The following is a 20,580-nucleotide window of genomic DNA, read 5'->3' as shown; positions in this document are numbered from 1 at the left end:
GCGGGTGGGCCGGTGCGGCGACGGCCGGGCAGGTCATTCACCTGTCCGGCCGTCATGGCGGTGTCATGATTGTACTGGCTGGCGCCAGAAAGGCCGGAATCGGGTTTCTGGTGCCAACCCAGGCCGGGTCGAAGGGTGGGGAAATCGTAGCGAGCGGCCCATGGCCGGTCCGGGGAGCACCGTACAAGTGGTACGGCGAGCACCGCAGGATCCGCCATGGGCCGCGCAGCAGATTTATCCGCCCTTCAACTAACGCTTGAGGGCACGGTAGCCGATGTCGGTGCGGTACTGCATGCCGTCGAACTGGATCTGCTCGACCGCCGCGTAGGCCGCGCGCTGCGCCGCCTTGACCGTATCGGCCAGTCCCACCACGCACAGCACGCGCCCGCCCGTGACCTGCAGCACGCCGTCCTTGAGCGCGGTGCCGGCGTGGAAGGTCACGCTGTCCTCTGCCTCGGGCGGGATGCCGGTGATGACGTCGCCCTTGCGCGGCGCATCGGGGTAGCCATGCGCGGCCATCACCACGCCCAGCGCCGTGCGGCGGTCCCAGTCCAGTTCGATCTCGTCGAGCCTGCCGCTGACCGCATGCTCCATCACGTCGACCAGGTCGGTCTTCAGGCGTGCCAGGATCGGCTGGGTTTCCGGGTCGCCCATGCGGCAGTTGAATTCGAGCGTCTTGAGGTTGCCGTCGGCGTCGATCATCAGGCCGGCGTAGAGGAAGCCGGTATAGGTGATGCCGTCCTTCTCCATGCCGCGCACGGTCGGCAGGATGATCTCGCGCAGCGCGCGCGCATGCAGCGCGGGCGTGACCACCGGAGCCGGCGAGTAGGCGCCCATGCCGCCCGTGTTGGGGCCCGCGTCGTGATCGAGCAGGCGCTTGTGGTCCTGGCTGGTGGCCAGCGCCAGCACGTTCTTGCCGTCCACCAGCACGATGAAGCTAGCTTCCTCGCCGGCGAGGAACTGCTCGATGACCACGCGCGCGCCGGCGTCGCCGAGGCGGTTGTCGGCCAGCATCATGTCGACGGCGGCGTGTGCTTCTTCCAGCGTGGTGGCGACCACCACGCCCTTGCCGGCAGCCAGGCCGTCGGCCTTGATCACGATCGGCGCGCCCTGCGCGTCGATGTAGGCATGCGCGGCCGCGGCGTCGTTGAAGGTCTGGTAGGCGGCGGTCGGGATGCCGTGGCGCTGCATGAAGGCCTTGGCGAAGTCCTTGGACGACTCCAGTTGCGCGGCGGCCTGCGTGGGCCCGAAGATGCGCAGGCCCTTGGCGCGGAAGATGTCGACGATGCCGGCCGCCAGCGGCGCCTCGGGGCCGACCACGGTGAAGCTGACGCCTTCGCGCTCGGCGAAGGCCGCCAGCACTTCCGGATCGGTCAGCGGGACGTTCTGCAGACGCTTGTCGAGCGCGGTGCCGCCGTTGCCCGGCGCCACGTACACCACCTGTACCTTGGGGGACTGGGCCAGTTTCCAGGCCAGCGCGTGTTCACGACCACCCGAGCCGACAACCAATACTTTCATGATCCACTGCCAGAAAAAAATCGCATGCGAAAAAGCGGCAGCGCGCGTTCATCCACCGAACCGTGCTGCCGCCGTGTGACGGGTTCCTGCCGGACGCCCGCTTATTCCTCGATCACCGCGTTGGTGAACACTTCCTGCACGTCGTCCAGGTTTTCCAGGGCGTCGAGCAGCTTTTGCATCTTGGCGGCGTCGTCGCCGGCGAAGCTCACTTCGTTCTGCGGCTTCATGGTGACGTCCGCCAGTTCGGCCTTGAAGCCGGCCGCTTCCAGCGCGGCCTTGACCGTGCCGAAATCGTTGGGCGGGCACAGCACCTCGATCGAGCCGTCCTCGTTGGTGACCACGTCGTCGGCGCCCGCTTCCAGCGCGGCGTCCATCAGCTTGTCTTCGGGCGTGCCCGGAGCGAACAGGAACTGCCCGCAGTGGGTGAACATGAAAGCCACCGAGCCTTCCGTGCCCATGTTGCCGCCCTGCTTGGAGAAGGCGTGGCGCACTTCGGCCACGGTGCGGGTGCGATTGTCGGTCAGGCAGTCGACGATGATCGCAGCGCCCGCCAGGCCGTAGCCTTCATAGCGGATTTCTTCGTAGTTCACGCCTTCGAGGCCACCCACGCCGCGCTGGATGGCGCGCTGGATGTTGTCCTTAGGCATGTTCGCGTCCATGGCCTTGTCCATCGACAGGCGCAGGCGCGGGTTCGAATCGGGATCGCCGCCGCCGAGCTTGGCGGCCACGGTGATTTCCTTGATCAGGCGAGTCCAGACCTTGCCGCGCTTGGCGTCAGCGGCGGCCTTCTTGTGTTTGATATTGGCCCATTTTGAGTGACCGGCCATGATTCTCTCCGAAGCGGAATTCGTATTGATGCGCGTGCCGTGGCCAGCGCGCGCCGCCTGCGCCGGGCCAGCCAGGGGCGGCTGCCCGGCGCGGACGGAAGGTGTCGTGTGTCTGTGAGCCGGCCCGGGGGCTGGCTATAATCAGCCCAGCATTTTATCACGCGGCCCTGCCGCCGCCGGACCCGGATGTCGGGAGCCGCCGGACGCGCGGGGGATGACAAGCGGTGACGTTGCCGCGCTGCCTGCCAACCAGAGAGACCATGGCCGAACCCATCCTCATCGCCAAGAACGCCGAACTCGAACTCGCGCTGCTGCCCGAGATGGGCAACCGGCATGGCCTGATCACCGGCGCCACCGGCACCGGCAAGACCGTGACGCTGCAAAGCCTGGCGCAGGGTTTCTCGCGCCTGGGCGTGCCGGTCTTCCTGGCAGACGTCAAAGGTGACCTGACCGGCATCTCCCAGCCGGGCAAGCTGTCGGACAAGCTCAAGGCGCGCCTGGCCGACCTCGGCCTGCCCGAGCCGGCCTGGGGCGGCTGCCCCACCACGCTGTGGGACGTGTTCGGGCAGAAGGGCCACCCGGTGCGCGCCACGGTCTCGCACATGGGCCCGCTGCTGTTGTCGCGCATGCTGGAGCTCAATGACACGCAGCAGGGCGTGCTCAACCTGGTGTTCCGCATCGCCGACGCCAACGGCCTGCTGCTGCTCGACGCCAAGGACCTGCGCGCCATGCTGCAGTACGTGGGCGACAACGCTGGCGAGTTCACCACCGAGTACGGCAATATCTCGGCGGCCTCGATCGGCGCCATCCAGCGCGGCCTGATGACGCTGGAATCGCAAGGCGCGGATGCCTTTTTCGGTGAGCCCATGCTCAACCTGGACGACTTCATCCAGACCGAGAACGGGCAGGGCGTGGTCAATATCCTGGCGGCCGACAAGCTGCTCAATTCGCCCAAGCTCTACGCCACCTTCCTGCTGTGGCTGCTGTCCGAGCTGTTCGAGAAGCTGCCCGAGGCCGGYGACCTSGACAAGCCCAAGCTGGTGTTCTTCTTCGACGAGGCSCACCTGCTGTTCAACGACGCGCCCAAGTCGCTGCTCGACAAGATCGAGCAGGTGGTGCGCCTGATTCGCTCCAAGGGCGTGGGCGTGTACTTCGTCACGCAGAACCCGGTGGACATTCCCGATACGGTGCTCGGCCAGCTCGGCAACCGCGTGCAGCACGCGCTGCGCGCCTTCACCCCGCGCGACCAGAAGGCGGTCAAGGTGGCGGCCACCACCATGCGCGCCAATCCCGCGCTGGACGTGGAGAAGGTGATCGGCGAGCTCGGCGTGGGCGAAGCGCTGGTGTCATTGCTCGACGCCAAGGGCATTCCCGCCATCACCCAGCGCGCCTGGGTGATGGCGCCCGGCAGCCGCATCGGCCCGATCAGCGACGACGAGCGCAAGCAATTGCTGGCGGCCTCGCTGGTGGCCGGCACCTACGAACAGGCGATCGACCGCGAATCGGCCTACGAGAAGCTCAAGGGCCGCGCCGCGGCTCCCGCGCCGGCGGGCAACGGCGCGCCCGCTCCCACGCCTGCCACCGGCACGCCGGGGGCGGGCCAGTCCGCGCCGGCTCCGGCGCAAGGCGGCGGCTGGCTTGACCAGGCGGGGGAGATCTTCGGGGGGCTGACCAAGGGGACCGGCAAGAGCGGCCGCGGCGATTCCATCCTGGAGTCGATGGCCAAGTCGGCGGCGCGCACGGTGGGCTCGCAGGTCGGGCGCGAGCTGATCCGTGGCGTGCTGGGCAGCCTGCTGGGCTCGGGCAAGAAGAAGTAGGCGGCGGCCCGGCATTGGCCCGGCGGCCACCCGGCGGGGTCAGCGCTTGCGCGCTGCCTCGGCGTCCTCGCGCATCTTGCGCAGGAACAGGCGGGTGAAGAACCACCCCATGCCGATGATGAAGGCGATCACGCCCAGGCTCATCAGCCCGGTGTCGGTGGTGAACAGGATCTTGAAGGCTTCCATCTGGGTCTCCCTGGTCTGGCGCGGCACATCGGGCGATGTGCCGCTGCCCAGTCTAGGCAGACCCCTGGCCGCGGGCGTTGAGGCGGATCAAGCCGGGTGCAGACTGTGCCGCCCGGCGTCGCCCGCATCCGGCATCAGTTCTTGGTGCCGAACAGTCGGTCGCCCGCATCGCCCAGGCCCGGCACGATATAGGCGTTCGAATCCAGGTGGCTGTCCAGCGAGGCGACGAACAATCTTACGCCCGGATGTGCCTTTTGGAAGACTTCCACGCCTTCCGGCGCCGCCACCAGCGCGACGAAGGTGATGGCCTCGTCTTTCACGCCGCGGCGCTTGAGCACGTCGACGGCGTGCGCGGCCGAGTAGCCCGTCGCCACCATCGGGTCACACAGGATAAAGCTGCGGTCTTCCACGTCCGGCAGGCGCACCAGGTATTCGACCGGGCGGTGCTGGTCGTCGCGGTACACGCCGATATGGCCGATGCGCGCCGACGGAATCAGCTCGACCAGGCCGTCGCTCATGCCAACGCCTGCGCGCAGCACGGGCACGATGGTCAGTTTCTTCCCGGCGATCACGGGCGCGTCCAGCGTGACCAGCGGCGTATCGATGCGGCGCGTGGTGAGCGGCAGGCTGCGCGTGATTTCATAGCCCATCAGCAGCGTGATCTCCCGCAGCAGCTCGCGGAACGTGCGCGTGGACGTTTCCTTGTCGCGCATATGGGAGAGCTTGTGCTGGATCAGCGGGTGATCGAGGATGTACAGATTGGGGAAACGGGGATCTTGCTTCATGGCGGGGAGCGGCTGGCGGCTGGAGGGCGCGAAGGCCCGATGCAGCCGGATTGTAATGGATGCGGGCCGCCCGCCCGCCGCAGGCGCAGCAGGGCGGGGCGGCCGGCATCCGCGCCGCTCAGTCTACCGAGATGCTGGCGCTCTTGGCCACCTTGCCGAACTTCTCGTACTCGGACATCGTCAGCGCCTGCAGCTCGGCCGCGCTCGAGCCCTTCGGGTTGAAGCCCGCCTGCACCAGCTTGTCCCTGACCTCGGCGTTGGCGAGCGCCTCGACCAGCGCGGCATTGAGTGCCTGCACCACCGGCGCCGGCATGCCGGCCGGGCCGTACACGCCGAACCACGGCTCCACCGCGTAGCCCGCCAGGCCGGCCTCGGCCAGCGTCGGCACATTGGGCAGGGCCGGGGAGCGCGTCTTGCCCGCCACCGCGAGCGCGCGCAGCTTGCCGCCCTGGATGTGCGGCAGCGAGGCCGGCAGGTTGTCGAACATCACCTGCACATGCCCGCCGAGCATATCGTTGATGGCCGGGCTGCTGCCCTTGTATGGCACATGGGTCAGGCCTGCCTGCGTCATCTGCGAGAACATCGCGCCGGCCAGGTGCATCGACGTGCCAGTGCCCGCGGTGGCGTAGGTCAGGCCGGGATGCGCCTTGGCATAGCTGACCAGTTCGGCCACCGTCTTCACCGGCAGGTTGTTGCTGACCTCCAGCACGATGGTGGACGTGCCCAGCAGGCTGACCGCGGTGAAGTCCTTGCGCGGGTCGAACGGCACGTGCTTGTAGATATGCGGGTTGAGCGCATTGGTGGAGATGGCGCCGAAGCCGATGGTGTAGCCGTCCGGCGCGGCCTTGGCGACGGCCTCCATGCCGATGTTGCCGCCGGCGCCGGGGCGGTTCTCCACCACCACCGGCTGTCCCAGCTTTTCGCCGATCTTCTGGCCGACCGTGCGCGCCACCAGGTCGGTGGTGCCGCCGGCGGCGTAGGGCACGATGAAGCGGATCGGCCTGGCGGGATAGTCGGTCGCCGCGCTGGCGGCGCCGGGCAGCCAGCTGCCTGCGAGTGCGGCTGCGGCGGCGGCCGCCGCCAGCAGCCGCTTGCCGGAGGCAGCCTTGACCGGGAGGGAGGGGGAGAGGGGTGCCGCAAAGAGGGAAACTGCCGTCATGTGTGCTCCTGTTTTTTCTTGTGCGCGGCACGCGCGGGCGTGCCGACGGGCGAGCTTACGGCAGTTTGGCGACCGCTGCCAGCAACGCGCGAACGGCGGCCCGGCAGGCAATGGGCGGTGGGTGGCGCCGCGCAGGAAACGGCGTCCGGTGCACATGCCTCTTTTCGAATACAATGGCTCGCGTCTTGTCCGCCCCGTCTCCAGCGGCGCGCGGCGTGTCCATCCAGCTTGCCCTCGTGTCCGCATCCCCACTTTCCCGTTTCACGTCGTCCGCCCAGCCGGCATCGCAGCGCACCGGCCTTGCCGTGGCTGCCATCGGCGCCGTCCTTTTTTCCGGCAAGGCCATCGTCGCCAAGCTGATGTACCGCTACGACATCGACGCGGTCATGGTGATCACCCTGCGCATGCTGTTCGCCGTGCCGCTGTTCATGGCGATCGGCTGGTGGCAGTCGCGTCGCCTGCCGCCGTTGTCCTGGGCCGACCGCGGCCGCATCGTGTTCCTCGGCATCATCGGCTACTACCTGTCGAGCTTCCTCGATTTCCTCGGCCTGCAATACATCACCGCCGGGCTGGAGCGGCTGATCCTGTTCCTGACGCCGTCCTTCGTGCTGCTGGCCAGCGCCGTGCTGTTCAAGCGCAGCATCAGCCGCAGGCAATGGCTGTCGTTGCTGTTCGCGTATATAGGCATCGTGCTGGTTTTCGCGCATGATCTCGACGTGAGCGGCAGCCGCGTCTGGCTCGGCGCGGCGCTGGTGCTGGGCAGCGCGCTGACCTACGGGGTCTACCTGATCCTGTCGGGCGAGCTGGTGCAGCGCATCGGCTCGCTGCGGCTGGTGGCATACGCGATGTGCGTCTCCACTGCCTGCTGCGTGGTGCAGTACCTGGTGCTGGGGCGCCCGCTGGCGGATCTGCTGCAGCCGGCACCGGTGTTGTGGCTGTCGGCGGTCAATTCGGTGTTCTGCACGGTGATGCCGGTGTCGCTCACGATGATCGCGGTGGCGCGCATCGGCGCGCCGATGGCCTCGCAGGCGGGCATGCTCGGCCCGGTGTCGACGCTGTTCCTCGGCTTCTGGCTGCTGGGCGAGCCGATCACGGGCGTGCAGCTGGCCGGCAGCGCGCTGGTCATGGGCGGGATATATTTACTGTCGGCGCGTCGGCAAGACCGGGCGCGGGCAGGCCGGAAGGGCATGGATAACAAGCAGGCGGATGGCCGCCTCGATGACACAAGGAGTCGATGAGATGGATCTAGGATTGCGCGGCAAGCATGCGCTGGTGTGCGGCGCCAGCAAGGGTCTCGGTTTCGCCTGCGCGGATGCGCTGGCCGCCGAAGGCGTGGACGTGGTGATCGTGGCGCGCGGCGCCGAGGCGCTGGAGAAGGCGGCGGCGGACCTGCGCGCGCGCCACGGCCGGCGCGTGGTGGCCGTGGCCACCGACATCACCACCCCGGAAGGCCGCAAGCTGGCGCTGGACGCCGCGGCCAAGCTCGGCGATCTCGATATCCTCGTCAACAACGCCGGCGGCCCGCCCCCCGGCAATTTCCGCGACTGGGACCGCGATGCGTGGCTGGCCGCGATCGACGCCAACATGCTGACCCCGATCGAGCTGATCAAGGCCACCGTCGACGGCATGATCGCGCGCAAATGGGGCCGCATCATCAATATCACCAGCGGCGCGGTGAAGGCGCCGATCGACGTGCTTGGCCTGTCCAACGGCGCGCGCTCGGGCCTTACCGGTTTCGTCGCCGGCCTGGCGCGCGAAGTCGCGCAGCATGGCGTGACGGTCAACAACCTGCTGCCGGGCCCGTTCAATACCGACCGCCTGTACAAGACGATGGAGGGCGGCGCCAAGAAGGCCGGCCTGTCGATCGAGGAAGTGTCGCAGCGCCGTGCCGCGCAGAACCCGAGCCGCCGCTTTGGCGAGCCGGCCGAGTTCGGCGCCACCTGCGCGTTCCTGTGCAGCCGCCAGGCCGCCTATATGACCGGCCAGAACGTGCTGCTCGACGGCGGTGCTTTCCCGGGCACGTTCTAGGCTGCCCGTTGCCGTTCCCCGCGCGCGGCCCCGCTGCCGTGCGCGGGCCCGTTTCCAGCCGGGCCGCGCCGGCCCGGCCTTTCGCTGACTGGCCAGGATGACGCAGATGACTTGCCCCCGCATTGCGCTGATCGCGCACGACCACAAGAAGGACGATATCGTCGCCTTTGCCCAGCGCCATCGCGATTTCCTTTCGCGCTGCGAGCTGTTGGCCACCGGCACCACCGGCGGGCGGCTTGCCGACGAAGCCGGCCTGACCGTGACGCGCATGCTGTCCGGCCCCTGGGGCGGCGACCTGCAGATCGGCTCGCAGCTGGCCGAAGGCCGCGTGGGCGTGGTGATCTTCCTGCGCGACCCGATGACGCCGCAGCCGCACGAACCCGATATCAATGCGCTGGTGCGTGCCTGCGACGTGCACAACGTGCCGTGCGCGACCAACGTGGCGACCGCGGAGCTGCTGATCGCGGAACTGCGCCGGCTCTATCCCGAATCCGGCACGCCGGCCTGACGTGACCCTGGCGCGCTGTCCGGCGCGCTTCAGGAATGCCTTCGACGGGCAGTACACAGCACGAGCACAAGGAGCGAAACATGAGCAAGGCCATCCGTATATTCGAGACCGGCGGCCCCGAAGTGATGCAGTGGGTCGATGTCGAGGTCGGCGAGCCCGGCGCCGGCGAGGTCCGCGTGCGGCAAGAGGCGGTGGGCCTGAACTACATCGACGTGTACTTCCGTACCGGGCTGTACAAGCAGGCGCTGCCTGGCGGCCTCGGCATGGAAGGCGCGGGCGTGGTGGAGGCGGTGGGCGCGGGCGTGTCCCACCTTGGCGTGGGCGACCGCGTGGCCTATGCGGGGCGGCCGACCGGCGCCTATGCGCAGGTGCGCGTGATGCCGGCCGATATCGTGGTGCGCCTGCCGGATGCGATCTCGTTCGAGCAGGGCGCGGCGATGATGCTGCAGGGCCTGACCGTGCAATACCTGGTGCGCGACAGCTACCGCGTGCAGGCCGGCGACACGGTGCTGCTGCACGCGGCCGCCGGCGGGGTCGGCCTGATCGCCAGCCAGTGGCTCAAGGCGCTCGGCGTGACGGTGATCGGCACCGCCGGCAGCGACGAGAAAGCGGCGCTGGCGCGCGCGCACGGCTGCGACCACACCATCGTCTACACGCGCGAATCCTTTGTCGACAGGGTCAAGGAGATCACCGGCGGCAAGGGCGTCGCCGCGGTCTACGACTCGGTGGGCAAGGATACCTTCAGCGGTTCGCTCGATTGCCTGAAGCCGCGCGGCACCATGGTGGTGTTCGGCAACGCCTCGGGTCCGGTACCGCCCTTCGATCTCTCCGTGCTGGGCAACAAGGGCTCGCTGCGCCTCACGCGGCCGACGCTGATGACCTACGTGGTCCACCGCGAACTGCTGGAGCCGATGGCGGCCGACCTGTTCGCGATGGTCACCAGCGGCAAGGTAAAGATCGAGGTCCGCCAGCGCTACGCACTGGCGGACGTGGCGCAGGCCCATCGGGACCTGGAGGGCCGCAAGACCACCGGCACCACCATCCTCCTGCCCTAGGCAGCAGGCTCAGCGCGCGCGTACGGTGCTGGCGCCGGCGCGCGCCTCGGCCTGCCTGAGCACGTGCGGCGGCAGGCGCTTGAGCATGAAATGCACCGCCAGCGGAATCAACACCACGTCGTCGACGATGCCGAGCCCGAGGATGAAATCGGGGATCAGGTCAATGGGCGAGACCGCGTAAAGCAGCAGCCCGAGAGTGGCCGGCCGCAGCCACGCCGGTGCATCGGGGTGGCGCAGGGCAAACCAGAGCAGGCGGCCGTCGCGCCGCARCAGGGTCCATAGCGCTGACATTCGTTTCCACATGAGGGGCCTCCTTTACTCAGCGAGATTCATTAGCCACAATTCATTCGCCACAATTCATTGGCCACAATTCATTGGCCACAAAGCCGGGGCGGGTTTGTCTTGTTGCAGATAGCTTGGGGTGGTTGTCGGGGGTTCAAGTTCCCGGTGATGGGCTTGGTGCTGTTTGTGGTGTTGTGGTGGGGTGCTTGTTTGTGCTTTCAAAGTCAACGTCAACGTCAACGTCAACGTCAACGGCTTTCGCTCCCCCGGAGCGACCTACTTTCTTTTTTCCGAAAAGAAAGTAGGCAAAGAAAGCGGACTGCCTGGCCGGCAGGGGCAGAAACATTGGGGTTGCTGGTTGTCGGTGGTTTCGTCGTGGGGGCCGTGGTTTTGCTGGCATCCTGCCGTTACCGGTGCGCGCGGCCACTATCCTGTGGGTGGCGTCCGATTCGTGGTGGCGCTGCATGATGGCGGCGGCCCAGGTAGTTCAAGCTGCTGCCGCGACCGGGGCGGATGGGCACGTCCTAGGAGCGGCACTGGTTTCGTGGTGGGCGCGGCGGCCCCTATTTGAGCTCAGTGCCCAATGGCATCCGCTTAAGAGGTAACCCAGCGCGGACCTGTCAGAAATTTTGTGTTTAGGGCATAACATGCCGCCAAGGAGCATGTCATGCCACGCAAAACCAAGACGAGCCAGGCCGCCGACCGTGAGCTGCACACCATCCCCGAGGACTTGATCGCCCATTTCGTGAAGGGCCCGATGACTGCCGAGGCGGTCCAGGACGCTTCGATGGCGTTCAAGAAGGCCCTGATCGAACGAGCTTTGGGCGCTGAGCTAGGCCATCATCTGGGCTACTCGCCCGGCACCGAGCGTCCGGCCGGCACGGCCAACCAGCGCAACGGCAGGAGCGCCAAGACCGAGCTGACCGAAGACGGCCCGCGGCGCGTAGACATCCCACGCGACCGCGACAGCAGCTTCGATCCGATCCTGATTCCCAAGCACGAGCGGCGCTTCACCGGGTTCGATGACAAGATCATCGCCGTGTATGCCCGTGGCATGACCGTGCGCGAGATCCGCTGACACCCGCGCCCCGGTCCACCGCGCCCACCACGAAACCACGAGCGTGCTACGTCGTGGCCGCTTAAGCCGGTAACGGCAGATGGCCGGACAAGCAGTGTGTTCGGCATCATAGGTCTGACCCTGAAACTACCGCGACCGGGGCGGATGGGAACGGCATGGGAACGGCACTGGTTTCGTGCCCGGTGGCCCCCGCGCGGGATTACCCGCTGACACCCGCGCCCCGGTCCACCGCGCCCACCACGAAACCACGAAACCACGAGGGTGCTATGCCGTGGCCGCTTAAGCCGGTAACGGCAGATGGCCGGACAAGCAGTACGCCCGCCATCATAGGTCTGACCCCGAAACCACTGTCGCCAGCAAGATCGCGGCCGCCCGCCCCGGTAACGGCAGGATGCAAGCAGAACCAAAAACCCCACGACGAAACCAGCAACACCGGGAATCCCAATGTTTCTGCCCCTGCCGGCCAGGCAGCCCGCTTTCTTTGCCTACTTTCTTTTCGGGGAAAAGAAAGTAGGTCGCTCCGGGGGAGCGAAAGCCTTTGACGTTGATGTTGATGTTGACTTTGAAGCACAAGCGCCAGCCCACAAACCACAAACCACAAACAGCATCAAACGCAAAAAACCTCAGACATCGAAGCAAAAAAGCCAAACCGAATCCGCCCCCGCCCCCCACCGACAATCCAAAAAAAAGCGGCAGATGCCAAAAACCACATCCACCGCTTCTCACTACCTCCCTCCACCAACCATCAACCCGGAATCTTCCCCTCCACGCCTTCGACGTAGAACTTGATGCCGTGCAGGAAACCGTCGTCGGCGACCTGGTCCTTGGCCAGTTGATCCTTGCCGGTGTTGTCCTTGAGCGGACCCTTCCAGATCGGCGCCGAGCCGTCGGCGATGCCCTTCTTGCGCTCTTCCACCAGGGCCTTGACGTCATCCGGCACCACGGCGTTGAAGCCCTTCAGGTCGATCATGCCTTCCTTCACGCCCCACCACGTGGTGCTGTTCTTCCACTGGTTGGCCAGCACGTCGCCCACCACCTTGTTGTAGTAGACGCCCCAGGAGATCACCGAGGCAGCCAGGTGCGCCTTCTCGCCGAACTTGCTCATGTCGCTGTCCCAGCCGAAGGCGTACACGCCCTTTTCCTGCGCGGTCTGCACCACGGCGGCGGAGTCGGTGTTCTGCATGAGCATGTCCACGCCCTGGCCGATCAGGGTGGTGGCGGCTTCGCGCTCCTTGCCCGGATCGAACCACTTGTTCACCCACACGACCTTGACCGTGGCCTTGGGATTGACGCTGCGCGCGCCGAGGGTGAACGAGTCGATGTTGCGGATCACCTCGGGGATGGGCACCGATGCCACCACGCCCATCTTGCCGGTCTTGCTCATCTTGCCGGCGACCACGCCAGCCAGGTACGCGCCTTCATACGTGCGCACATCGTACTGCGCAAGGTTGTCCGCGGTCTTGAAGCCGGTAGCGTGCTCGAACTTCACGTCCGGGAATTCCTTGGCCACCTTGAGCATCGACTCCATGTAGCCGAAGGTGGTGCCGAAGATCAGCTTGTTGCCCTGCGCGGCCAGGTCGCGGAACACGCGTTCGGCGTCCGCGGCCGATTCCGGCACGTTCTCGACGAACGAGGTCTTCACCTTGTCGCCGTACTTTTCTTCCACCGCCTTGCGGCCGGCGTCGTGCGCATAGGTCCAGCCGGCATCACCCACGGGCCCGATGTAGACGAAGGCGACCTTGAGCGGCTCGGCCTTCTGCTCGGCGGCGGGGGCCGAAGCGGGCGCGGCGCTTTCCGCCGGCTTTTCGGCTTCCTTCTTGCCGCAGCCAGCCAGGGCCAGCACGGCGGTGGCAGCGAGGGCCGCCAGGGTTTTCCTGCGCGTGACGATCATGATTTCTCCTTGAAATGACCTTGCTACTGATTTTTTTGATTGAGGGTGCAACTATGGCTCTGAATCGCTAAACGAGGCCGGATGCGGCAGGGCCGCGCGTGGATGGCGCCGCGGGGGCGCGATCCACGCGAACAGGACGCGGCTGGCCGGGTCAGGCGACACCCGGGCGGAACGGCTTGCCCAGCGACGCCGGCATGTTCAGGCGGATCCACGCCGGGTTGCGCGAGATCAGTGCCAGCACCACGATGGTGGCGGCGTAGGGCAGCATCGACAGGATCTGCGATGGCACCGCCACGCCGATGCCCTGCAGGTAGAACTGCAGGATGGTGACGCCGCCGAACAGCCACGCGCCGGCCAGCACCCGGCCCGGGCGCCAGGTGGCGAAGGTGGTCAGCGCCAGCGCGATCCAGCCGCGTCCGGCCACCAGGTTCTCCACCCACATCGGCGTGTACACCAGCGACAGGTAGGCGCCGGCCAGCCCGCAGCAGGCGCCGCCGAACAGCAGCGCGCCGAAGCGGATCATGCGCACCGGGTAGCCCAGCGCGTGCGCCGACTCCGGCGATTCGCCGATCGCGCGCAGGGTCAGCCCGGCGCGCGTGCGGAACAGGAACCACGCGATGGCCGCGCACAGCAGCAGGCTGAAATACACCATCCAGTGATGCTGGAAGAAGGCCGGGCCGAAGAACGGGATATCGGCCAGGCCGGGGATCGACCTGGCCTGCGAAGGCATGGCGTAGCCGACGAAGCGCTGGCCCATGAAGGCCGACAGGCCGGTGCCGAAGATCGACAGCGCCAGGCCGGTGGCCACCTGGTTGGTGGCCAGCACCAGCGCCAGCCACGAGAACAGTGTGGCCATGGCCATGCCGGCCAGTGCGCCGGCGGCGAAGCCGATCATCGGCGACTGGGTCTGGTAGCCGGCCATGAAGCCGACCGCGGCGGCGACCAGCATCATGCCTTCGGCGCCGAGGTTGAGCACACCCGAGCGCTCGTTGATGAGCAGGCCAAGCGCGGCCAGCAGCAGCGGCGTGCCGGCGTTGATCGCGGTGGYGATGAGAGGGGCGAATTGTTCCATGTGTCGGGGGCTCTCGCTCAGGCGGCCTTGGCGCGCCAGCGCAGGCGGTTGTCGATCAGCGTGTCGCTGGCCAGCAGGAAGAACAGCAGCATGCCCTGGAACACCGAGCCGATGGCCGAGGGCAGGCCCAGGCGCGACTGCGCCATTTCGCCGCCGATGTAGAACAGCGACATGACGATGCCGCCGAACACGGTGCCCACCGGATGCAGGCGGCCGACGAAGGCCACGATGATCGCGGTGAAGCCATAGCCGGGCGAGATCGACGGCAGCAACTGGCCGATCGGGCCGGTCACCTCGAAGGCACCCGCCAGGCCGGCGGTGCCGCCCGAGATCATCAGCGCGCTCCACAGCGAGCGGCGCGCCGAGAAGCCGGCATAGCGCGCGGCCGCCGGCGCGGTGCCGCCGACCTGCAGGCGGTAGCCGGCGAAGCTGCGGAAGACGAAGACCGTCATCAGCACCACCAGCACCAGCATCACCGCGAAGCCCGCGTGCAGGCGCGAGCCCGACAGCAGGTTGGGCAGCAGGAACTCGGACGAGAACACCTTGGACTGCGGGAAGTTCATGCCGTTGGGATCCTTGAGCGGACCATTGACCACGTACAGCATCAGCTGCTGCGCGATATAGGTCAGCATCAGCGACACCAGGATCTCGTTGGCGTTGAACTTGTCCTTGAGCGCGGCCGTGAGCGAGGCCCAGAACATGCCGCCGGCCACGCCGGCCAGCGATGCCAGCACCAGCACCACGGTGCCGTTGACGCCATTGCCGGGCACGTCGAAATACAGCACGGTGGCGCCGGCGAAGATGCCGCCCAGGATCAGCTGGCCGTCGGCGCCGATATTCCAGATATTGGCGCGGTAGCACACCGACAGGCCAAGCGCGCACAGCACCAGGGGCACGGTCTTGAGCAGCACCTCGCCGATGGCGCGGCGGTCCTTGAGCGGATCGACCAGGAAGACCTTGAGCGCGGCCATCGGGTCCTTGCCGAGCAGCAGGAACAGCAGGGCGCCGAACATCAGCGTCAGGGCCAGCGCGATCAGCGGCGAAGCATAGGCCATGCGGCGCGAGGGCAGCCCGCGCGGCGCCAGCGATACGGGCGAGCGGAGCAGGAAATCAGCCATGGAGCACGGCCTCCTGTTGTTCGCGCTGCCCGCCCGGGCCACCTTCCCACAAGCCGCTCATCCACAGGCCGACCTGTTCGCGCGTGGCGTCCTGGGTCGGGATCGACGGCGACAGCCGGCCCTTGGCGATCACATGCAGGCGGTCGCAGATGGCGAACAGCTCGTCGAGCTCCTCGGACACCACCAGCAGCGCGCAGCCGGTGGCCTTGAGGGCCAGCAGCTCGTTATGGATCTGCGCCGCGGCGCCCACGTCCACGCCCCAGGTAGGCTGGGCCACGATCAGCACCTTGGGGCCGCTTTCGATCTCGCGGCCGACGATGAATTTCTGCAGGTTGCCACCCGACAGGCTCTTGGCCAGCGCCTCCGGCCCGCTCGCCTTGACGCGGAAGCGGCCAATCACGGCGTGGGCCAGCCCGGCCGCCGCCTTCGGCGAAATCATGCCGCGCCGCACGTACGGCGCGGACTGGTGCGACAGCAGTGTGTTGGCGGCCAGGCTCATGCCCGGCACGGCGCCGCGGCCCAGGCGCTCCTCCGGCACGAAGGCCAGGCCGGCGCGGCGGCGCGCGCGCGCGTCGAGGCGGCCGACCGGCTTGTCGTCGAGCAGCACGGCGCCGCGCTCGGCACGCACGTCCTCGCCCGACAGCGCCGCCAGCAGTTCCTGCTGGCCGTTGCCGGACACGCCCGCGATGCCGACGATCTCGCCGGCGCGCAGGTCCATCGAAATGCCCGACAGCTCGGTGGCGAAGGCATGCGCGCGCGGCAGCGAGAGCGCGCGCACCGCCAGCCGGCAGGCGCCGGGCTCGGTCTGCACGCGCGCCTCGCGCGGCGGCTCGCCGCCGATCATCAGGCGCGACAACGAGGCAGCGCTCTCCTGGCGCGGATCGCACACGCCGGTGACGCGGCCCATGCGCATCACGGTGGCGCTATGGCAGAGCTCGCGGATCTCGTCGAGCTTGTGGCTGATATAGAGAATGCTGGTGCCTTCCGCGGCGAGCTGGCGCAGCGTGACGAAGAGCGTCTGCACGGCCTGCGGCGTGAGCACCGAAGTGGGCTCGTCCAGGATCAGCAACTGTGGCCTGGCCAGCAGCGCGCGCACGATTTCGACGCGCTGGCGCTCGCCCACCGACAGCGTGTGCACGTGGCGGTTGGGCTCGAGCGGCAGGCCGTAGCGCTGCGCGGTTTCGCGGATGCGCTCGGCCAGCTGCTTCATGCTGGCGCTGTCCCTATTCTTGCCCTTGCCGCGCGGCAGTCCCAGCGCGATGTTCTCGGTGACGGTCAGCGTGTCGAACAGCGAGAAATGCTGGAACACCATGGCGATGCCCAGGTTGCGGGCGTCGTGCGGATTGTGGATGGCGGCCGGCGCACCGTTGAAGTGCATCTCGCCGGCGTCGGGCTTGACCGCGCCGAAGATGATCTTCATCAGGGTGGACTTGCCGGCGCCGTTCTCGCCGAGGACGGCGTGGATCTCGCCGGGGGCGACGACGAGCGAGACATCGTCATTGGCGGTCACGCCGGGGTAGCGCTTGCTGATATGGGCAAGCGCCAGCCTTGGGGGTGTGCTAAGGGTCACTGAGGCGGCTCGAGTGGTTATGGCAGCAACGTGGATCAACGTCCGTGTCAGGCAGCACCTCCTGCCGTGCGAGGGGCAGGATCGCCGCGACGCATTGCAGCATCCATCACGGAATGGTGATGCCGTTCATTAAGCGTGGATTATATAAGTGCGCGGGGGCCGGGCGGCCCGTCCAGGACAGTTTTGTCGGCCCCGCAACGGTTGCAGGAAGATTGCAAGTCGCATGCCGGGACGTGACGGGTGCGTCGCGGCGCGGGCCGGGAGGAGGGGCTGTCCGGCAGCGCGCGAGGCAGGGCGGGAAGCGGCAAAAAAAAGCGCCGGGGCAGGACGCTCCCGGCGCTGTGCGGCGCCGGGAAGCGCGCGATGCGTTCCCGGCCCGGTGCGGATCGGCGCAGTCCTGCCGGTCAGGCGCCGTTGTTCGCCGCGACCTGGCTGAAGCGGCCTTCGCGGAAATCCGCCAGCGTCTGGTAGATCTGCTCCTGGGTGTTCATCACGAACGGCCCATATTGCACGATCGGCTCACCCAGCGGCCGGCCCGCGATCAGCAGGAAGCGCGAATCGGTCGCCGCGGTCACGCTCACGCCGTCGGCGCCCGCGGCGTTGTCCAGCACGCCCATGCGCTGCGCTTCGAGCACCGCCGCGCTGTCGCCGGTGCCTACCGAGATTTCGCCCCGGTAGGTGTACAGGAAGGCGTTGTGGCCTGGCGGCAGCAGCTGCGAGAAATGCTGTCCGGCGGGCAGCGTCACGTCGAGGTACAGCGGCTCCGTGACCGGGCGCGTCACCGCGCCGGCCATGCCGTGCGAAGCGCCTGCCAGCACGCGCACGGTGGCGCCGTTCGGCAGCGCGACCGTGGGCACGGCGGCGGCGGGCAGGTCGCGGTACCAGGGCGCGGTCATCTTGTCTGCGGCCGGCAGGTTCAGCCACAGCTGGAAGCCTTCCATGCGGCCGTCCTCCTGCTCGGGCATCTCCGAATGCACCACGCCGGCGCCGGCCACCATCCACTGCGCGCCGCCGTTTTCCAGCAGGCCTTCGTTGCCGGCGCTGTCGCGATGGCGCATGCGGCCGGCCAGCATATAGGTAATGGTCTCGAAGCCGCGGTGCGGGTGGTCGGGGAAGCCGCCGATATAGTCGTCGCGGCTGTCGGTGCCGAAGGCATCCAGCATCAGGAACGGGTCCAGGCGGCGCTGCAGGTTCTGCGTCAGTACGCGGGTCAGCTTGACGCCGGCGCCATCCGAGGTGGCGATGCCGCGCACCACGCGGTCGACCGCGCGCGAGCGCTGCACGGTTTCCTCGGCGGTGGCCGCGACGGCGGTAGCGGTAGTGCGTTGTTCCATGTTCGATCTCCTGTTGGCTGGGGCGGCGGCAATGGCGCGCCGCCCGTTGGCTACCCTCCCAATTTAAGGGTTTGGGCCAAAAGCGGTAGAGGGCGGCAGGGCAACAGATTGTTCTGCCGGTGGCACGGTGACCGCCACGTTATAGCTGGTTTTTGCAACAGCGCCCGCGTCCGCGACGATGCCGGACAAACGTCGGCAAATGCGCCCACAAGCGGGCCGGAAAGCGGGAAGATGACAAGATCGGCGTAAATGCGTATAATAGCGCTCTCGTTGTCATCCGATGCTGCGTGATCCCGCGCAAGATGCAAGGCCCGGCAGGTTTGCCTGGCCCTTGTTTGTGTCTTGTCCGTTACCTGCGCTGCGTTGGCCGATTGATCCGGCGGCGCGTCGGAAATCATCAACTCTGCGCTGCCACTGGCCTCCCGTACCGCATCTTCGCGGCGGGTTGCGCCGCTCCAGGGACCCCCGGCATTCGCACGCCCGGCGTCCCGTCAAATGGGTTTCCCCGCCTTCGCGTGGAACCCGGCGCCCGTCCACCGGCTCATCTGCCGGTCATGGCGGGCAAGGCAATCTAGTCAGGCCCGGCGGCCCCCAATTGCACCGCCCGAGGCCGTTTTCGTCCGCCAGTCCGGATGTGGTGCTTCCTGCCCACGTGCGGCGCGCGGAAAAGAGGGGAATATGTCCAAGCAATCCGTACAGGCGCTCGCCTGGGGATGTCTCGCGCTCGCCGCGCTGGCCGGCCTGGCCACGTGGATCGGCGTCGATGTCATCCGGCAATACCAGGACCGCCTCTGGTACGACGTGGCGGACCACCTGCGCCTGGTGGCGTGGTCCATGGCGCTGGCGCTGGCCACCGGCGTGCCGGCCGGCATCGGCCTGAGCCGGCCCTGCATGCGCCGCTGGGCCGAGCGCCTGATGCAGGTCTTCAATATCGGCAACACCGTGCCTTCGCTGGCGGTGCTGGCGCTGGCACTGGCCGTGCTCGGCATCGGCGAGCGGCCGGCCATCCTGGCGCTGTGGCTGGCCTCGCTGCTGCCGATCGTGCGCAATACCTGCGAGGGCCTGCTCGGCGTCTCGCCGGCCCTGACCGAAGCCGCGCGCGGCCTGGGCATGACACCGCGCCAGCGCCTGTTGCGCGTCGAACTGCCCAATGCGCTGCCGGTGATCCTGGCGGGCGTGCGCATCAGCCTGGTGATCAACGTCGGCACGGTGCCGCTGTCGTTCCTGATCGGCGCCAACAGCCTGGGCGAGCTGATCTTCCCTGGCATCTACCTGAACAACCAGCCCCTGCTGCTGCTGGGCGCCGCGGCTACCGCGCTGCTCGCCCTGGCGCTCGACGGCCTGTTCGCCGCCGCCGGCTACTGCTACCTGCGCAGCCGCGGCCTGGCGCGCTGAAGGCCGCCGCACATGAAGGAGAACCCGATGCATTCCATCACCAGCGCGCTCGCGCGCGCAGGCCGCCTGCTGGCCGGCCTTGCCGCCGCCGCGGCCCTGGCCGCAGTGGCCGCGCCCGCCGCCGCGGATCCCGTGCGCGTGGGCGGCAAGAACTTTACCGAGCAGTTGATCCTGTCGTCGATGACGGCGCAGTACCTCAGGGCCAAGGGCCTGGCCACCGAGCTGACTTCCGGCCTGGGCAGCACGCTGATGCGCCAGGCCATGGAAAGCGACCAGCTCGACGTGGTGTGGGACTACACCGGCACCGCGCTGATCGTCTTCAACAAGGTCGAGGAGAAGCTCGACGCGCAGGCGAGCTACGAACGCGTCAAGACACTCGACGCCGCGCGCGGCCTGGTATGGCTCGATGCCTCCGGCATCAACAACACCTACGCGCTGGCGATGCCGCGCAAGCGCGCCGACGCCGCCGGCGTGACCACGCTGTCGGCCTTCGCCGAAAAAATGCGCGCGGCCGGCGAGGGCACGGCGCATCCGTTCGCCGTCGACATGGAGTTCGCGGCGCGCCCGGATGGCCTGGAGCCGCTCAAGGCGCGCTACAAGCTGCCGTTCTCGCGCCGCGACGTGATTCAGCTCGATCCCGGCCTGGTCTACACCGCGCTGAAGAACGACCAGGTCGAACTGGGCCTGGTCTACACSACCGACGGCCGSGTSAAGGGYTTCGACCTCGTGCTGCTGGAAGACGACCAGCATTTCTTCCCCGCGTACAACGCCGCGCCGGTGGTGCGCAAGGCTGCGCTGGAGCGGCACCCGGAACTGGCCGGACTGCTCAATGCGCTCTCGGCCACGCTCGACAACGAGGCCATGACCGAGATGAACTACAAGGTCGATATCGGCCAGCAGCCGGTCGACAAGGTGGCGCAGGAATTCCTGCGCGGCCACGGCCTGATCTGAAGGAGG

General features: G+C 67.7%; 19 protein-coding genes and 1 pseudogene. 8 read left to right on the top strand and 12 right to left on the bottom strand.

Going from position 1 to position 20,580, the window contains the following annotated elements; translation table 11 throughout:
• Positions 1-249: 249 nt before the first annotated feature.
• Together purD and AC1DK4_RS07770 are read right to left on the bottom strand one after the other, a co-directional pair.
• Positions 250-1,518, bottom strand: coding sequence for a phosphoribosylamine--glycine ligase (gene purD / locus AC1DK4_RS07775; RefSeq protein WP_441612472.1), 1,269 nt, complete (start codon positions 1,516-1,518; stop codon positions 250-252).
• Between the two features lie 101 nt (positions 1,519-1,619).
• The gene (locus AC1DK4_RS07770) at positions 1,620-2,345 is read right to left on the bottom strand and encodes a YebC/PmpR family DNA-binding transcriptional regulator (protein WP_441612471.1); all 726 of its coding nucleotides are present in this window, start codon (positions 2,343-2,345) and stop codon (positions 1,620-1,622) included.
• Positions 2,346-2,605: 260 nt separating this feature from the next.
• On the opposite strand from AC1DK4_RS07770, the gene AC1DK4_RS07765 reads away from it, so the two are divergent.
• Positions 2,606-4,162: a helicase HerA-like C-terminal domain-containing protein gene (locus AC1DK4_RS07765; protein WP_441612470.1), complete on the top strand. Its 1,557-nt coding sequence runs from the start codon at positions 2,606-2,608 to the stop codon at positions 4,160-4,162.
• A gap of 39 nt (positions 4,163-4,201) precedes the next feature.
• On the opposite strand, the gene AC1DK4_RS07760 is transcribed toward AC1DK4_RS07765, so the two are convergent.
• The 3 genes from AC1DK4_RS07760 to AC1DK4_RS07750 form a co-directional block, all read right to left on the bottom strand.
• Complete coding sequence (locus tag AC1DK4_RS07760; protein ID WP_441612469.1) at positions 4,202-4,348, bottom strand: DUF3149 domain-containing protein; 147 nt, start codon at positions 4,346-4,348, stop codon at positions 4,202-4,204.
• A 134-nt stretch (positions 4,349-4,482) separates the two neighbouring features.
• Positions 4,483-5,133 (bottom strand): uracil phosphoribosyltransferase, encoded by a 651-nt coding sequence (gene upp, locus AC1DK4_RS07755; protein WP_441612468.1) that lies wholly within the window; start codon positions 5,131-5,133, stop codon positions 4,483-4,485.
• A 118-nt stretch (positions 5,134-5,251) separates the two neighbouring features.
• Positions 5,252-6,292 (bottom strand): Bug family tripartite tricarboxylate transporter substrate binding protein, encoded by a 1,041-nt coding sequence (locus tag AC1DK4_RS07750; protein ID WP_441612467.1) that lies wholly within the window; start codon positions 6,290-6,292, stop codon positions 5,252-5,254.
• A 221-nt stretch (positions 6,293-6,513) separates the two neighbouring features.
• On the opposite strand from AC1DK4_RS07750, the gene AC1DK4_RS07745 reads away from it, so the two are divergent.
• The 4 genes from AC1DK4_RS07745 (at position 6,514) to AC1DK4_RS07730 (ending at position 9,883) form a co-directional block, all read left to right on the top strand.
• Entirely contained in the window at positions 6,514-7,530 is a 1,017-nt protein-coding gene (locus AC1DK4_RS07745) for a DMT family transporter (protein ID WP_441612726.1), read from the top strand.
• A 1-nt stretch (position 7,531) separates the two neighbouring features.
• Entirely contained in the window at positions 7,532-8,320 is a 789-nt protein-coding gene (locus AC1DK4_RS07740; RefSeq protein WP_441612466.1) for an SDR family oxidoreductase, read from the top strand.
• A 106-nt stretch (positions 8,321-8,426) separates the two neighbouring features.
• Positions 8,427-8,828 (top strand): methylglyoxal synthase, encoded by a 402-nt coding sequence (locus tag AC1DK4_RS07735; protein WP_441612465.1) that lies wholly within the window; start codon positions 8,427-8,429, stop codon positions 8,826-8,828.
• Between the two features lie 80 nt (positions 8,829-8,908).
• Entirely contained in the window at positions 8,909-9,883 is a 975-nt protein-coding gene (locus AC1DK4_RS07730) for a quinone oxidoreductase family protein (protein ID WP_441649743.1), read from the top strand.
• A 9-nt stretch (positions 9,884-9,892) separates the two neighbouring features.
• Here AC1DK4_RS07730 and AC1DK4_RS07725 read toward each other — a convergent pair whose 3' ends face one another.
• Positions 9,893-10,186, bottom strand: coding sequence for a YkvA family protein (locus AC1DK4_RS07725; protein WP_441612463.1), 294 nt, complete (start codon positions 10,184-10,186; stop codon positions 9,893-9,895).
• 646 nt (positions 10,187-10,832) lie between these two features.
• On the opposite strand from AC1DK4_RS07725, the pseudogene AC1DK4_RS07720 reads away from it, so the two are divergent.
• A pseudogene (locus AC1DK4_RS07720) lies at positions 10,833-11,240 on the top strand (transposase); the annotation flags it as partial.
• Between the two features lie 327 nt (positions 11,241-11,567).
• Here AC1DK4_RS07720 and AC1DK4_RS07715 read toward each other — a convergent pair.
• The 6 genes from AC1DK4_RS07715 to AC1DK4_RS07690 form a co-directional block, all read right to left on the bottom strand.
• Entirely contained in the window at positions 11,568-11,969 is a 402-nt protein-coding gene (locus AC1DK4_RS07715) for a hypothetical protein (RefSeq protein WP_441612462.1), read from the bottom strand.
• A gap of 19 nt (positions 11,970-11,988) precedes the next feature.
• Positions 11,989-13,134 carry a BMP family ABC transporter substrate-binding protein gene (locus AC1DK4_RS07710; RefSeq protein ID WP_441612461.1) on the bottom strand — a complete coding sequence of 382 codons (1,146 nt, stop codon included), beginning with the start codon at positions 13,132-13,134 and terminating at the stop codon, positions 11,989-11,991.
• 151 nt (positions 13,135-13,285) lie between these two features.
• Positions 13,286-14,206 (bottom strand): ABC transporter permease, encoded by a 921-nt coding sequence (locus AC1DK4_RS07705; RefSeq protein WP_477131453.1) that lies wholly within the window; start codon positions 14,204-14,206, stop codon positions 13,286-13,288.
• Positions 14,207-14,223: 17 nt separating this feature from the next.
• Positions 14,224-15,324, bottom strand: coding sequence for an ABC transporter permease (locus tag AC1DK4_RS07700; protein ID WP_441612459.1), 1,101 nt, complete (start codon positions 15,322-15,324; stop codon positions 14,224-14,226).
• The gene (locus AC1DK4_RS07695; protein ID WP_441612458.1) at positions 15,317-16,894 is read right to left on the bottom strand and encodes an ABC transporter ATP-binding protein; all 1,578 of its coding nucleotides are present in this window, start codon (positions 16,892-16,894) and stop codon (positions 15,317-15,319) included. Before AC1DK4_RS07695 ends, AC1DK4_RS07700 begins: the two co-directional genes overlap by 8 nt.
• A gap of 404 nt (positions 16,895-17,298) precedes the next feature.
• Positions 17,299-18,228, bottom strand: coding sequence for a pirin family protein (locus AC1DK4_RS07690; RefSeq protein ID WP_441612457.1), 930 nt, complete (start codon positions 18,226-18,228; stop codon positions 17,299-17,301).
• Positions 18,229-18,906: 678 nt separating this feature from the next.
• Between AC1DK4_RS07690 and AC1DK4_RS07685 the strand changes: the two genes are divergently transcribed.
• Entirely contained in the window at positions 18,907-19,623 is a 717-nt protein-coding gene (locus AC1DK4_RS07685; RefSeq protein WP_441612456.1) for an ABC transporter permease, read from the top strand.
• 27 nt (positions 19,624-19,650) lie between these two features.
• Entirely contained in the window at positions 19,651-20,574 is a 924-nt protein-coding gene (locus tag AC1DK4_RS07680; RefSeq protein ID WP_441612455.1) for a glycine betaine ABC transporter substrate-binding protein, read from the top strand.
• The last annotated feature ends 6 nt before the right edge of the window (positions 20,575-20,580 follow it).

The sequence above is a fragment of the Cupriavidus sp. 05N38 genome (assembly GCF_056397345.1).
This window is presented reverse-complemented; position numbering and strand designations above follow the sequence as displayed.